At 55.0% G+C, this 14811-nt stretch carries 13 protein-coding genes; 2 read left to right on the forward strand and 11 right to left on the reverse strand.

Going from position 1 to position 14811, the window contains the following annotated elements; all coding sequences use genetic code 11:
* Nucleotides 1-67: 67 nt before the first annotated feature.
* From J4772_RS08270 to ilvB, 10 genes are all read right to left on the reverse strand, one after another.
* Nucleotides 68-1036, reverse strand: a complete 969-nt coding sequence (locus tag J4772_RS08270; RefSeq protein ID WP_209074850.1) for an aldolase catalytic domain-containing protein — start codon at nt 1034-1036, stop codon at nt 68-70.
* 105 nt (nt 1037-1141) lie between these two features.
* Nucleotides 1142-1438 carry a HesB/YadR/YfhF family protein gene (locus J4772_RS08275; RefSeq protein WP_246016629.1) on the reverse strand — a complete coding sequence of 99 codons (297 nt, stop codon included), beginning with the start codon at nt 1436-1438 and terminating at the stop codon, nt 1142-1144.
* 85 nt (nt 1439-1523) lie between these two features.
* Nucleotides 1524-2843 (reverse strand): MFS transporter, encoded by a 1320-nt coding sequence (locus tag J4772_RS08280; protein ID WP_116062654.1) that lies wholly within the window; start codon nt 2841-2843, stop codon nt 1524-1526.
* A 72-nt stretch (nt 2844-2915) separates the two neighbouring features.
* Nucleotides 2916-4229, reverse strand: coding sequence for an ATP-binding protein (locus J4772_RS08285; protein WP_209074851.1), 1314 nt, complete (start codon nt 4227-4229; stop codon nt 2916-2918).
* A gap of 240 nt (nt 4230-4469) precedes the next feature.
* A complete protein-coding gene (locus J4772_RS08290) occupies nt 4470-4895 on the reverse strand; it encodes a hypothetical protein (RefSeq protein ID WP_116062652.1) in 426 nt (141 codons plus the stop codon).
* 190 nt (nt 4896-5085) lie between these two features.
* Nucleotides 5086-6165 (reverse strand): 3-isopropylmalate dehydrogenase, encoded by a 1080-nt coding sequence (gene leuB, locus J4772_RS08295; protein WP_209074852.1) that lies wholly within the window; start codon nt 6163-6165, stop codon nt 5086-5088.
* Between the two features lie 622 nt (nt 6166-6787).
* Nucleotides 6788-7984, reverse strand: coding sequence for an aminotransferase-like domain-containing protein (locus J4772_RS08300; protein ID WP_209074853.1), 1197 nt, complete (start codon nt 7982-7984; stop codon nt 6788-6790).
* Nucleotides 7985-8109: 125 nt separating this feature from the next.
* Nucleotides 8110-9102 carry a ketol-acid reductoisomerase gene (gene ilvC / locus J4772_RS08305; protein WP_209074854.1) on the reverse strand — a complete coding sequence of 331 codons (993 nt, stop codon included), beginning with the start codon at nt 9100-9102 and terminating at the stop codon, nt 8110-8112.
* A gap of 147 nt (nt 9103-9249) precedes the next feature.
* Nucleotides 9250-9735: an acetolactate synthase small subunit gene (ilvN, locus tag J4772_RS08310; protein ID WP_116062649.1), complete on the reverse strand. Its 486-nt coding sequence runs from the start codon at nt 9733-9735 to the stop codon at nt 9250-9252.
* On the reverse strand, nt 9732-11477 hold the full coding sequence (gene ilvB / locus J4772_RS08315; RefSeq protein ID WP_209074855.1) for a biosynthetic-type acetolactate synthase large subunit: 1746 nt from the start codon (nt 11475-11477) through the stop codon (nt 9732-9734). Before ilvB ends, ilvN begins: the two co-directional genes overlap by 4 nt.
* Before the next feature lie 495 nt (nt 11478-11972).
* Here ilvB and J4772_RS08320 point away from each other — a divergent pair, with 495 nt between their 5' ends.
* Entirely contained in the window at nt 11973-12419 is a 447-nt protein-coding gene (locus J4772_RS08320; RefSeq protein WP_209074856.1) for a GNAT family N-acetyltransferase, read from the forward strand.
* Between the two features lie 42 nt (nt 12420-12461).
* Here the strand turns inward: J4772_RS08320 and J4772_RS08325 are convergent, their stop codons facing one another.
* Complete coding sequence (locus J4772_RS08325; protein ID WP_209074857.1) at nt 12462-12740, reverse strand: 50S ribosomal protein L33; 279 nt, start codon at nt 12738-12740, stop codon at nt 12462-12464.
* A 550-nt stretch (nt 12741-13290) separates the two neighbouring features.
* On the opposite strand from J4772_RS08325, the gene J4772_RS08330 reads away from it, so the two are divergent.
* On the forward strand, nt 13291-14646 hold the full coding sequence (locus J4772_RS08330; RefSeq protein ID WP_209074858.1) for a lytic polysaccharide monooxygenase: 1356 nt from the start codon (nt 13291-13293) through the stop codon (nt 14644-14646).
* Nucleotides 14647-14811: the final 165 nt, after the last annotated feature.

The following is a 14811-nucleotide window of genomic DNA, read 5'->3' on the forward strand; positions in this document are numbered from 1 at the left end:
GAAAAAGGAGCCTCTCCGAACCCGGATGAGACTCCTCTTGGATTGCTTATAAGATTACCCGTTCCGCTTATTTCCCGTGAAAAACTTCCGGAGTCGTCATCTTGTCGTAAAACTCCGTGAACAGGTCGCGCTTGTCGGAAGCTCTCCAGCCCATGGCCGATCTCGGATGCTCATCCAGCGTGCCCGTAATCATGTCGGGAATCAGGTAGCCCCACTCTTCCTTCTCGCGCAGCTTAACCATGTGCTTCTCGATCATGCCGAGCACCGGACGAAGACTGTACTCCGGACGCGTGAGCTTGGCGAGCAGCAGCTCTGTCGGCGTATTGCCGGCGGCGCGTCCCATGCCGAAGACGGATGAGTCCAGCAGCTCGACGCCGAGCTGTGCGGCGGTCAACGTGTTCGCGAACGCCAGCTGCAGATTGTTATGGGTGTGAACGCCCAAGCGCTTGTTCTTCAGCGAGCGGCTGAACTTCTCCACCAGATAGCGAATGTCGTCCGGATCGAGACTGCCGTAGGAGTCAACGATGTACACGATATCGATCGGGCTGTCGTTGATCATCGCCAGCGATTCGTTTAATTCGTTGTCCATAACGCCGGACAGCGCCATAATGTTGATCGTCGTCTCGTAGCCGCGCTTATGGAACAGCGTGCCAAGCTCGATCGCCTTCGCCGTGTCGCGGGCATAGCAAGCGACGCGGATCAGATCGAGCATCGACTCGCTGCGCTCAAGCACGTCATTCTCGTCTACGCGTCCGACGTCGACGAGCGCGGACAGCTTCGTGCGTTTCTTCTCTCCGATGACCTTGCGCAGGAAATCGTCGTCGAGAAATCTCCACGGCCCTTCCTTGCCTTCGCTCTTCAGCAGCTTAGGAGAGTTTTTGTAGCCGATTTCCATGTACTCTACGCCGGCTTCATTTAAGGACTTGTACAGATCCTGCACGAACTCTACGCTGAAATCCCAGTTGTTGACCAAACCTCCGTCGCGGACGGTGCAGTCCACGATCTTGCAGTGATTCGTCTTGCTATGTACCGTCATGATTGTAATTCTCCCTTTCTCGGCCCCGCGGATACCTGTGTCGAAATATAATGATTATTAGTTTACATCAAACGGCCCGTGTTTGCTACCTTTAATCCGCCAATTTTAGGAGAATTGAAATACGATGCCGTCTCCGTGACAATCGATGCATAAGCTTTTACCTTCCATAAACCAGACGTCCTTGCTCTCCATATAGAAGGTCACCTTCTCGGCGACCGCCGTCACTGCGGCGTCGATCGGCGTATCCCGCGTAATGCCGAAGGCAAAAGGAAGCTCCCCTCCGCTAACGTATCGCACGAATACTCTTACCGTTTCCCCATCGGCGATTCCCCATTCCCCTTTGAAGCATGACAGCGCGGAAGGCGTAACGATCAATTCCATATCCAACACCTCACCTTTCAATTTTGGGTACCTCTTCATTTTACATTTATTCCGCTGATAAGAAAATGAGCCGAATCACACGAGATTCGGCCGATTGCTTTGTTATTTATACATTTCGTCGGATCGCGGCGTCGGTTGGCGGTCTACGAGGTGCCGATCCGTTTCTGAACACGAGCGGCGCGACCGCAGCCGACAGCGCCAGCAGCGCTGCTCCGGCAAACATCGAAATGCCGTAGGACTGCACCCACATCGGCCCGCCGGCCGCCTGGTCGTACAGCCACCCGCCCGCGATCGGTCCGATGAAGCCCGCAATGCCCGTGAACGCCGAGAATACGGCGACGTACATCGGCCGCTCCGATTTCGGCGAATCCCCGATCAAAAAGTTGAAGACGAGCAAGTTGTAGCCGGCCAACCCGAAGCCGAGCAGCACATGCGCGACGATCAGAATGAGCAGCGCGGGCAGGACGGCCATAATCCCCCATATCGCGCATGCGCCTGCGATCAGGGGAAACGTCCAGAGCAACAGCGCGTTCGTCGAATATCGGCTGTTGAGCAGGCCCCAATAGTAATAGCTGATCATCATCACCAAATTTTGCAGCATAATGATCAAAGTGACCTTGCTCGCGCTCAGCTTCATCACCTCAAGCATAACATAGGAGAACAGCGGAACGGCAACGTTCTGCAGCAAAATAAACAAAGCAATGAACAGCGTAGCGGTCAGAAACCTTCGGTCCGTGAACGGACGAGAGAACATGCGCAGCGACTTCCCGCTCTCCGACGGCTGAAACGGCGGGTTCGGATAGCGCGTCAGCGCCCAGCCGTTCCAAACAATGCAGACGGCGCTTATGCTGAACAGTACGACGAATCCTTGCGTACCCGGCAGCCACTCCATAATCTGCCCGCCGAGCAGCAGCGTAATGCAGACGACGGCCCAGTGTACCGTGTTGCGAATGCCGAAATATTTTCCCCTGACGCTTGCGGGAACGATGTCCGCCATCAGAGAGGTCCACACGACGCCCCCCGCCTGACCGGAAATCATGCAGACGAGCCACATCGCCAAATAGACGGGAATCCATGCATCCTCCGAAAACGTTAGCGGGATCAGTCCGGTTCCGACCCACATCGTCCGATGAACGATACCGAACAACGCGACGAAAAAGCGACGATTGCGCCAGCTCTGCATCACGAAGGCGATCAGCACTTGAATCAGCAGAGCGAATGGAGGAATCGCCAGCACCAAGCCGATATGAAAAGCGGAAAACCCCAAATAGGTCAAAAAGACGGTTTGCAGCGGACCGCCCAGCAGATTTGCCAATATGTTCGCCGGAATGCCTTCGATCAAGGAGATTCTTAAACTTTTACGATTCTCGGATTCGCTGCTGCGAACTGTGAGCGAGCGCTTCATTCCGCTGATCCAACCGCTCATCGCGATGTTCCCCCATGTTGTACCGAATCTTGCCTCGAGATGCTCTGTATGCTTACACCGATTGTACTCCCTCTACTCGACGCATGGCAAATAAATCTTGCACTCGGTTCCTTCGCGAATTTGGCTATCCACCCGAATGGTGCCTCCGTGGTTGGCGATGATGCGATAGCTGACCGATAGCCCCAATCCCGTGCCGGCTTCCTTCGTAGTGAAGAACGGATCGAACAGCCGATTTAACGTCGCTCTCTCCATCCCTTTTCCGTTGTCTGCAATCGAAATGATGGCGAACTTGCCCTCCTGCCTGGCGGAAATGGCGATGCGTCCTTTTCGCTCCCCGATCACATCCTGAATGGCATCCAGCGCATTTTTCATCAGGTTCAGCAGCACTTGCTTGATTTGTTTTACGTCAACCGCTACCGCAAGCTCGGGAGCGAAGTTTTCATAATAAATTTCGCATCCCTTCATGTGCGCCTCGCTCTCGGACAGAAGAGCCGTCTCCCGCAGCAGCATATCCACGGAAACCTTCTGCATCATGGGGGCGGACGGCTTGGACGAATTCAGAAACTCGTAAATAATGTCGTTGGCCCGGTCAATCTCCGATAAAATAATTCTTCCGTATTCCTGCTTGCCGATTTCCGACAGATACGGATTAAGCAGCTGAATAAAGCCTCGGATCGAAGTGAGCGGATTGCGGATTTCGTGGGCGATCGCAGCCGAGATTTTGCCGAGCATCGCCAGCTTGTCGTTCTGGAACGCCGCCTGCTCGATTAGCTTATACTCGGATACGTCCTTCACGCTGACCAAATAATCTCCGTCCAGCTCGTCCGGCTGCGAGATGCTCACCAGCAAATGACGGCCGGCCGCGTCCTGAAACTCGTCGTGATAGCGGCGATACAACGCCAATCCACGATAGACTCTAAGGATATGCCTGCGAACCGACAGACTTAGACTTCGATGAAAAAAAAGCCGAAACAGCGTGCTTCCGATCAATTCTCTGCGCGGGGCTTTCAACAATTTCGACATTTGCACGTTTACGAACCTCAGGTTGCCTTCGGCATCGAACAGGGCGACGCCGCTGTCCATATGCTGTAGAACGGTTTCAAATTTGTTCGAACGAGCCTCCTCCGCGGCCGCTTCGGGCGCACGCAAGGAAACAAGCAAATCGGTAATAAACGTAAGCGACCTTTGGACAACCGTGATCCGTTCTTTGGGCTCCGCATTGGATAGTAGAAACTGAACGCTCTCTTCATGGTGTCTTAGAATCACGGATGTCGGCAACCCGATCAATTCATTCGATAGTTGCTGCGTTTCCGCTCGAACGGCGTTCCCGCCGCTTTGGGCGAACTCCGCAAGAATCGGAAAATAGCGCGCCTTCCAACCGTTCATACGAGAATCCTCCATTACCAGAGCAGTCTCTGACACCTACCCGCTTTAAATTAACCAAATCATATCCATTAACGATAACGAATGTCAATCAGAGAAGTTGTCGAGTCGTGACGAATGCCTTTAGGGCCCATCTTGCATTTTCTGTCGAATAACTCCCGCAAAAAAAAGAGCCGTCCGGTCATGATCCTTAGATCTGCCGGACAGCTCTCGAGTTTGTTCCGCTCGCTATGGCGTTCGCGCTTATATCGCTCCGCCAGGCGCTCGCTTCAGCTTTAGCTTGTGGCGTCTTTGGCTGAGAACGATCAAACGTTTCTTCAACTGCTGCTGCCACTCGGTATCGGCGATTTCCTTGGCAAAGGTCAGCAAATCGAGCGATACGTCGATTTGATTTTGCACGATCGCCATCGGATCCTCATCTTCGTTGTTTACGCAATTTTCGTGCAGCGCTTTGTCCGATTCATCGACGTAATCCTGGAAGTCGACTTCAGACGCTCCGTCGCCATGCGCGTATTCCGCCAAAATTTCGTATTCGTTCTCCACCAAATAATGGACTTCAACCCGGTGGCATACGGGGCAAAACAAAATCGGCACGTTATGGATTCTCGTCCGGTAATGCTTTAACGTCCCTTTCGTTCCGATCATGCTGGCTCCACAGCAAAAGCTCATCGTCTTCCCTCCCTGAATCTGCATCGCTAAATCGGATTCCTTTATTCTTCTCACTATATTCTCTGTACATGAACACAATTCCTGCCGGAAAATGGTCTCATAAAGCTAAAAACTCCCCATGGCTTCCGCCCGGGGAGTTGCGTCGCAGAGAAAAGCGTTCGCTAGTGCTTTTTAATTATTTTATCGACAATTACTTCGCCAATTCTGCAACGATCAGATCGCCCATAGCCGTCGTTCCGATTGCCTGGCTCTTGTCCGTGGCGATATCTCCGGTACGGTGGCCGGCGTTAAGCACGTTTTTGACCGCCGTCTCGATGGCGTTCGCAGCATCTTCGTAACCGAACGTGAGGCGGAACATAAGCGCAACGGACAGAATCGTTGCGATCGGGTTGGCGATGCCTTGTCCGGCAATGTCCGGAGCGGAGCCGTGCACAGGCTCGTACAAGCCGAAGCTGCCTTCGCCGAGAGACGCCGAGGACAGCATGCCGATCGACCCCGTCAGCATGGCCGCTTCGTCGCTCAGAATGTCGCCGAACATGTTCTCCGTCACAATGACGTCGAAGCTTGACGGACGGCGAAGCAGCTGCATCGCGCAGTTATCGACGAGCACGTGCTCCAGCTCGACATCCGGATATTCCGGAGCGATGCGGTTAACCGTCTCTCTCCACAGGCGGGAAGTTTCGAGTACGTTTGCTTTATCTACGGAAGCGAGACGCTTGCTGCGCTTCTGCGCCACTTCGAACGCTTGGCGTACGATACGCTCGATTTCCGTTACGTTGTATACGCAAGTATCGACGGCTTCCTCGCCTTGCGCGCCTTCGCGACGGAATTTCTCGCCGAAGTAGATGCCGCCAGTCAGCTCGCGAACGACGATCAGGTCGGTGCCGTCCAGCACTTCCGGCTTCAGCGTGGAAGCGTCCTTCAAGCAATCGAACACAACCGCCGGACGAATGTTGGAGAACAGGCCAAGCGCTTTGCGAATGCCCAGCAGTCCTGTCTCAGGGCGAAGCTCCTTGGAATTGTTGTCCCATTTCGGGCCGCCTACTGCACCCAGCAGCACGGCGTCGGAGCTTTGGCAGATTTCAAGCGTTTCCTGCGGGAGCGGCGTGCCTTTCTCATCGATCGCGATGCCGCCGAACAGGCCGTGCTGGAATTCGAACTTGTAGCCGAACAGTTCCTCCGTCTTCTTCATAACCTTAATCGCTTCCGCGACAACCTCCGGGCCGATTCCGTCTCCGGCGATGACGGCGATTTTCTTAACTTCTGACATCGTTCGTATCCACTCCACCTGTATGTTATAGTTGTCCATTGAGACTTTCTCTCAATTGTAATACACTTCATCCCAGAATGAAAATATATAAAAACTATCGTTTCTATAGGCAATGCCTATTCAACTAGTTGGGCTGACTCGTCCACTCGCGCTGCCGTATAACGGATTGCTTGCCGCTTAGTGCGTAGGCCCTTATTTTACGGCAGAATGCGCTGATTCCCTCGATGCCACTACGCAGTCTACAATCACCGCATAATCAAATAAAGCGGGTTGTCCGCCTTATTTCCGACTACCGGGTAGATCCGTGGCAATTAAAGCCGGTTTTCCGCCTTATTTTTCGGAAAATTGGCTTTTTCCAAATTTAAGTCGGGAAATCCGCTCTATTTTCCTTCAAATGGCCCGTTTCCCGAATTTAAGGCGGCATTTCCGCTTTACGAGTTATCCACCAGCTTGCTATTCCCGGTGCCGCTCACACTTTTGGCCCCAGGCTGAGTTGTTTTTGCCGCCATTTTGAGGACGTTATTCGAGCGCGCGAAGGAGGGGCTGTTCCATAAGCCAACCAAGTTGCTCTGAAAGATCATCATGCAACCCTGCTTATGAGACAGCCCCCGTCCGTCCGCTTCTACTTCACCAGTACGCTCTGCATCGCCTGATCTAGACGTTTCATGCCCGCAATCGTTCCTTCGGCGTCGTTATGCGTGAAGTTAAGGCGCATCGTGTTCCGACCGGAGCCGTCTGCGAAGAAGGAGACGCCCGGCACGAAGGCTACGCCCAGATCGACCGCCGTCTTCAGCAGTTCGGCGGTGTCCACCGATTCAGGCAGCTGCAGCCAGAAGAACATGCCGCCCTTCGGCTCGTTCCACGTCACGCCCGGCCAATCCTGCTGCGACAGCAGATTCGCCATCTGGCGCATGCGCGCTTCATACTCCTTGCGAACGAACTCGATGTGACCGGCGAGATCGAAATGCTCGATCAGTTGATGCAGCGCCTGTTGATCCATTGAGCTGGAGTGCAAGTCCGCGGCCTGCTTGGCGCGGGCCATGTGGCGAACAATCTCCGGATCGGCCATCACCCAACCCGTCCGCAGCGCCGGAGCGACCGTCTTGGAGAACGTGCTCGTATAGACGACGCACGAGCCCTGCGGGTGAGCATCCAGAGAAAATAAAGACGGATACGTCAAAGATGCATCGCCGAACTTCAATTCGCCGTAAGGATCGTCCTCGAGAATAAGCGCGTCATTGGCGCGGCACAGCTCCAGCACGCCTTTGCGTCGCTCGAGGCTCCAAGCCTTGCCCGTCGGATTGGAGAAGGTCGGGATGACGTAGACGAGCTTCGGCGAATACTGCTTCAGCTTGGCTGCCAGATCGTCCAGCACGATGCCGTCTTCATCGGTTTCGACGGATACAAGCTCCGCTCCGTAAGATCGGAACACTTGAAGCGCCGACAAATAAGTCGGCTTCTCCACCAGGATGACGTCGCCCGGATCGATATAGATTCGCGTCAACAGATCGATTGCCTGCTGCGATCCGGTCGTAATCAGCAGATCGTCCGGAGTAATCGTCACGCCCTTAGGCGCCATCCATTTGCAGATGCTTTCCCGCAGCGGAAGGAAGCCTTCCGTCAAGCCGTACTGAAGCGCCTTGTTGCCCGCCGCCAGCACCCTGTCGAACGCTTCCCCGATCGCCGCGACAGGAAAATGCTCCTCCGCCGGTAGTCCGCCGGCAAAGGAGATAATCGATTTTCTCTGCGTCAGCTTCAAAATTTCGCGAACCGCCGACGAAGAGAAGGAGTCCAGTCTCTTGGAATACCGATAGTTCATCCGAAGCTCCCCATTTCTGTTAGTCAAAGATACTTTGCTGACAACGCCGTGTGTCTCTTCTCACAGCCGTTTAACAAAAACCCCGGCAACGTTGTGCCGGGGTTCGTATCCGCGCGAGACGGGAATTATTTCTTGATCCAGTGCATCATGCCGCGCAGCTGCGCGCCGACGACTTCGATCGGATGCTCGGCTTCGTTGCGGCGAGTCGCCGTAAGGAATGCGCGTCCGGACTGGTTTTCGAGGATGAAGTCGCGAGCGAATTTGCCCTGTTGGATGTCGGACAGAACGCGCTTCATTTCCTTCTTCGTCTCTTCCGTTACGACGCGAGGGCCGGTAACGTAGTCGCCGTATTCCGCCGTGTTGGAGATCGAGTGGCGCATGGAAGCCAGTCCGCCTTCATACATCAAGTCAACGATCAGCTTCAGCTCGTGCAAGCACTCAAAGTAAGCCATCTCAGGCGCGTAACCGGCTTCAACCAGAGTTTCGAAGCCCGCTTTGACGAGCGCGGAAGCGCCGCCGCACAGAACGGCTTGTTCGCCGAACAGGTCGGTTTCGGTTTCTTCTTTGAAAGACGTCTCGATAACCCCTGCGCGAGTACAGCCGATGCCTTTGGCATAAGCCATGCCGATTTCGAACGCTTTGCCTGTGCCGTTCTGATGAATCGCGATCAGTCCCGGAACGCCGAAGCCTTCGACGTAAGTACGACGAACCATGTGACCCGGAGATTTCGGAGCGACGAGCAGAACGTCAGCGTCCGCCGGAGCGACGATTTGCCCGAAATGTACGTTAAAGCCGTGGGAGAACATCAGAGCTGCGCCTTTTTTCAGGTTAGGCTCGATTTCGTTTTTGTAGACGCTTGCTTGCGTCTCGTCAGGCATCAAGATTTGTACAACGTCCGCTTTGCGAGTAGCGTCGGCGACGGACAGCACTTCGAAGCCGTCGTTGCGCGCGCTTTCTGCGGATTTGCCTTCGCGAAGGCCGATGATGACGCTCACGCCGCTGTCGCGCAGGTTTTGCGCTTGTGCGTGGCCTTGGCTGCCGTAACCGATTACCGCGATTGTTTTGCCTTTAAGAACGCCCAGATCGGCGTCTTTCTCATGAAACAAATTAACTGCCATTGAATTGTGTTCCTCCTTAAAATAAATCAATATTGTCGACCCTCGAAGCGGGCGTTCCAAGAGAGACGGCTCCGCCTGCGAAGCCGGAGGTTCTCTCCTCGAATACCCGCTCCGCGGGTACGAGATCTTGTCCGGACGGGACGCCGCTTACCTTGCGCCCCTGTTCATCGCCGTTACGCCGGTCCGCGACAGCTCGCGAATGCCGTAAGGCTTGAGCAATTCAATCATGGCGTCGATTTTCTCGGAATCGCCGACGACTTGAACGATCAGCGTGGACGGACCGATGTCTACGACCGCGGCGCGGAACGTTTCGACGATGCCGAGCACCTCCGGACGCATCGACGGCTCGGCGCTGATCTTGATCAGAGCCAGCTCGCGGCCGACCATCGGATTGCCGCTGACGTCGATTACCTTGATCACGTCGATCAGCTTGTACAATTGTTTCTGGATCTGCTCCAGCGTATGATCGTCGCCCGTCGTGACGACCACCATACGGGACAATCCCGGCTCTTCGGAAGCCCCGACGGTAATGCTCTCGATATTGTAGCCCCGGCGGCCGAACAGGCCCGAAACCCGTTGCAGCACGCCAGGCTGGTCGTTGACGAGTATCGCTATCGTAAATTTACGGTTCATTCGGCATCCCCCATGATCATCTGGTCGATCGTGCTACCTTGGGTAACCATCGGATAGACGTTTTCGTTCCTGCGAACGACGAACTCCACGACCGCCGGGCCCGGATGCTCCAGCGCTTCCTTCCATACCCGCAGGGCGTCGTCCTTGTTCGCGGCGCGATAGCCTTTCACCCCGTAAGCTTCTGCCAGCTTGACGAAATCCGGGCTTCCGGCCAGGTCGATATGGCTGAAACGGTTCTCATGGATCAGCTCCTGCCACTGGCGAACCATGCCGAGCACCTGGTTATTGATAATGACGACTTTGACCGGAATGTTATTGATCGCGCAGATCGCCAGTTCCTGGGCGCACATCTGCATGCCGCCGTCGCCGTTGATCGAGACGACCGTTCTGTCCGGGTTGCCCATCTGGGCGCCGATCGCCGACGGGAAGCCAAAGCCCATCGTGCCGAGACCGCCGGACGTCACCCAGGAACGCGGCTTGTTAAGCGGATAATACTGCGCCGCCCACATCTGATGCTGCCCAACGTCCGTCGTCACGATCGCGTCGCCGTGCGTCGTCTCGTGAATCATAGAGACGACCCATTGCGGCTTCAGCTCCGTATCGGAGTCGATGAAGGAATACGGCTTAGCCGCTTTCCATTCTTGGATCTGCTTGCGCCAAGCGTCCGCTTTGGATGCAGGCTTCGCCAAGGCGTTCGCCTGCTGCAGAACGGCTTTGACATCGCCGACGATCGGGATGTCGGTCGGTACGTTCTTGCCGATCTCCGCCGGATCGATGTCGATATGGACGATTTTGGCATTCGGCGCGAAGCCCGCCAGCTTGCCCGTAACGCGGTCGTCGAATCGAGCGCCGATGTTGATCAGCAAATCCGCCGACTGGATCGCCATATTCGCAGTCCAGGTTCCGTGCATGCCCGGCATGCCCATGTGCAGATCGTTCCCGCTTGGGAAACCGCCAAGGCCGAGCAGCGTCGTCGTCGTCGGAATGCCGGTCTTCGTAACGAATTCGTACAGTTCCTCATGCGCTCCGGAGTATACGACGCCGCCGCCTGCGAGAATAACCGGCTTCTCGGCGCTCTCGATCGCGCGCAGCATCTTGTCCAGCTGGTTTTTGTTCGGCTGGATCGTCGGATTGTAGCCGCGAAGCTGAACGTCGGAGATCGGTTGGAACAGCGTCTTCTGCGCCGACACGTCCTTCGGAATGTCGATGAGCACCGGACCTTTGCGTCCGCTGTTGGCGATATGGAAAGCTTCGTGAATGATGCGCGGCAAATCCTCCGCCTTGCGCACCAGGTAGCTGTGCTTCGTAATCGGCATCGTGATGCCGACGATATCGGCTTCCTGGAACGCATCCGTTCCGATCAGATGCGTCGCTACGTTGCCTGTAATGACAACGAGCGGTACCGAATCCATATAAGCCGTCGCGATGCCGGTGACGAGGTTCGTCGCCCCCGGACCCGAAGTCGCGATACAAACCCCGACTTTGCCTGTGGAACGGGCATAGCCGTCAGCCGCGTGAATAGCGCCCTGTTCATGTCTCGTCAGCAAATGCTTGAAATCGTCAAAGCCGTGCATGGCGTCGTAAATGTAGAGCACCGCGCCGCCCGGATAACCGAAGACGCATTCCGCACCCTCCAGTAACAGACTGCGAAGCAAAATTTCCGACCCCGAGATCACTTCCGGCTTGCTCCATTTGGCGATCAATTCTTCTTTGGACTTGATAGTAGTTCCTTGTGCGCTCATCTTTTTTCCTCCTTTCAACAAATCAAAAAAGCCCTTCATCCCGACGTCAATACGACATCTAGGGACGAAAGGCTAATAGCTTCCGTGGTACCACCCGAGTTTGCCGATCACCTCACGATGACGGCCTTATAAAGTACGAGGCGGGTTAGATCGCCATTCGTACTCCAAGCGCAATAACGTGCGCCAACCCGATTCTCCCTAATGGGCCTTCCGGCGGTTCAGGGGAACAGCTCCGAGGAGACTTCGCTAACAGGGGTTAAGGCATCGGTCTCAGCTAATCCGACGCTCTCTGAGCTTAAGAGCCCTATCGCTTTTTCCTCATCACGGCTATTGAATGATCACTTGATTTAGCATTTATTATATTCCCCGGCGGGACATTCGTCAATACACAACTTAGCCGTTCCGTGCGGAACGACTTGTTCATACGCTATAAAACCCTATTGCCGCCGATTCCGCTCCCATCTCGAGCGTCTATTAACGAAGGAGGAATGGCTGTTGATTCGCTGGAGAAGAAGTCGCGACGATAAAGCCATCGTAGAACTCGTCCGCACACAGCTTGTTCCGATCTCTCCCTGGCAGCACCCGCGAGACGGCAGACTGCATGCCGAAATCGTCAAACGTCTTCGCAAAGGCGCCACTCTCGTCGCCTCGAGAACGGACCGAACCCCGCCGATTGGCTTTCTCCATATGGAGTTCCGTCACCCGACGCTAATTATCGACCTGCTGGCCGTAGATTCCCGGCATCAGAACAAAAAACTCGGAACGGCCCTTATGGATCGCGCGGAGAGCTATGGCCGAAAACGGGGATTCACCGCCGCTATCGTGTTCGTCGACGATCACAATTATCGTGCGCTGCGATTTTACCGCCGACTCGGCTACGATACCTTAAGCGAGATTCCTTCGCTTAAAATCGTCGAGCTTGCTAAATACTTATCCCTGTAAGTCAGAACGTGCATTCCGGTCGTCAGGGGGAGGGCGGCCGCTTTACCACCAGCCCCAGCCGCCTCCCAATCCGCCGCCCCAGCCGCCCAAGCCTCCTCCCCAGCCTAAGCCTCCGTCCACTGTTCCGATCGCCAACAAATCGAACAATACGAGCGGAAGGATTGCGCTCGTCCGCGCTTTTTTGCCTCGCGGCTGCTCCAGAACGAGCGTATCGCCGGCTATCCGGACAAGTTTGCCCGTAGCGATCGTGCCATCCTTGCGAACAGCGTATACCTGCTTTCCAACCAGCCTCTGCGCCTGCGAGCGTGTAACTTTCGCCATCGTTAAACACTCCCCTCTAACCAACGAACTAGACTTGGCCCCGTCCTCCCCGCTTGTCGCGCAAGATAGCGGAGCGCTGCCTGTCTTTTAGCTTATGGTGCTGCGGCCCGCAATGCTTGTACCCTTGTCCTCTTACGATAAGGGATATTTCATCTGTAACGAAAAATGGAAAAGTGTTGAAATTTACCCCTGTCCCATTGGAATTTAACCCTTCAAATTTGAAAAAATGGAGTATTTTATAAGTAAACGCTTACTTTACAGCATTTTATCCTTTCTCCCTCTATTCGCTCCTATTCGCGGCAGCGTTTGCTTAATTTTCGACGTCATCATCCAACTCCCGCTTCCTCTGTTGCTTCTTAAAACTGATTTGTTAAGTCCGGTCAACTCTTTAAGGGGGTGGTTATCTTCACAGCAGCCTGTTAAATCCCGCGTCGTTCGTCGTCAGAGCCCGTTTTTGGCCTTGTCGTAATCCCACTTTCACTAAACTGGAGGCGAAGAGAACCAAAAAAAATGGAATTTCGAAAACCAAAAAACGAGGAGGAATGATTTTATGTTGCGGCAGTATACTTTGGATTCGTCCAAATGGTTGAAATTGTTGGTCCCCGGCTGCGGCATGTTGATTGTGTTTGCGTTAACTGCGTGGTGGGCGAACAGCGCGTCCGCCCACGGTTACGTGGACGGTCCTTCCAGCCGGGCAATCCTGTGCAAAAACAGCGTAAACACCGATTGCGGCGCAATCATCTACGAGCCTCAAAGTCTGGAAGCTCCTAAAGGCTGGCCGAACGCAGGACCGGCCGACGGTAAAATCGCCAGTGCCGGCGGCGCCTTTCCGAAGCTGGACGAGCAGTCCGCTACCCGCTGGGCCAAAGTAAACATCACTCCGGGACCGACGACGTTCTCCTGGACGCTGACGGCTCGACACTCTACCGCAAGCTGGAAATATTATATTACGAAGCAGAATTGGGATCCGAACGCTCCGTTGTCGAGAGCTTCCTTTGATTTGACGCCGTTTTGCAGCCTGCCGTACAGCGGCCAACCGCCTGCAAACTTCTCTCACACGTGCGACGTTCCGGCCCGAACTGGATACCAAGTCATATTGGCAGTGTGGGAAGTCGCCGATACGGCCAACGCTTTCTATAACGTTATCGACGTCAATTTCACCGGTCCGGCCGACGTGATCCCTCCGACCGCTCCGAGCAACGTCGCCGTCACGAATGCGACTTCCTCCACGATTTCGCTGTCCTGGACGGCTTCGACCGACAATGTCGGCGTTAACGAATATCGCATCTATCGGAACGGCGCCCACGTCGGCACCGTGAACGGCACGACGACGACGTTCCAGGATACCGGCCTTGCGGCCAGCACCTCTTACGTCTACAAAGTCGTTGCGCGCGATCTTGCGACCAACACGTCGCCCGACAGCAACTCCGTGACGGGTACGACAACGCCTCCCGTTCCGGACACCCAGGCGCCCACCGCGCCCGTAAGCTTGCATAACATGGGCGTAACGACGAACAGCGTCTCCCTGATGTGGGGAGCGGCAACGGACAACGTCGGCGTATCGGAATACCGCATCTATAACGGCTCGACTCTTGTCGATACGGTGAACGGCTCGACGCTGACCTACAACGTAACCGGGTTGTCGCCGAATACGAGCTACACCTTTACCGTCTATGCCGCCGACCAAGCCGGCAACGTATCTCCGGCGAGCAACGCGCATACGGCGACGACTTCGAGCGGCAACACTTGCCCGGCTCCTTGGAGCGCAACGCAAGTTTATTTGAACGGCGATCAAGCCACCTACAACGGCCAAATCTATCAAGCCAAATGGTGGACGCAAAACGACCGTCCAGACCTGAAGAGCGGACAGTGGGACGTCTGGACAGTTGTTGGCAATTGTCCTTGAACTGAGCTCGAGTAGAGAAAAGGCGCTGTCCCATAATTCGAGTTGCTTGAGATGATCGAATAAAAAAGAAGGTGTATGTACCTCCCGGGACTGCCTCGTACGCTCCAGAAACCTTGCAACGGGTTTCCCCATTCAGATTTCGGGAGTGTATCGCATCGGAGGGAG

This window comes from Cohnella sp. LGH, assembly GCF_017671885.1.
GTDB classification, from domain to species: domain Bacteria; phylum Bacillota; class Bacilli; order Paenibacillales; family Paenibacillaceae; genus Cohnella; species Cohnella phaseoli.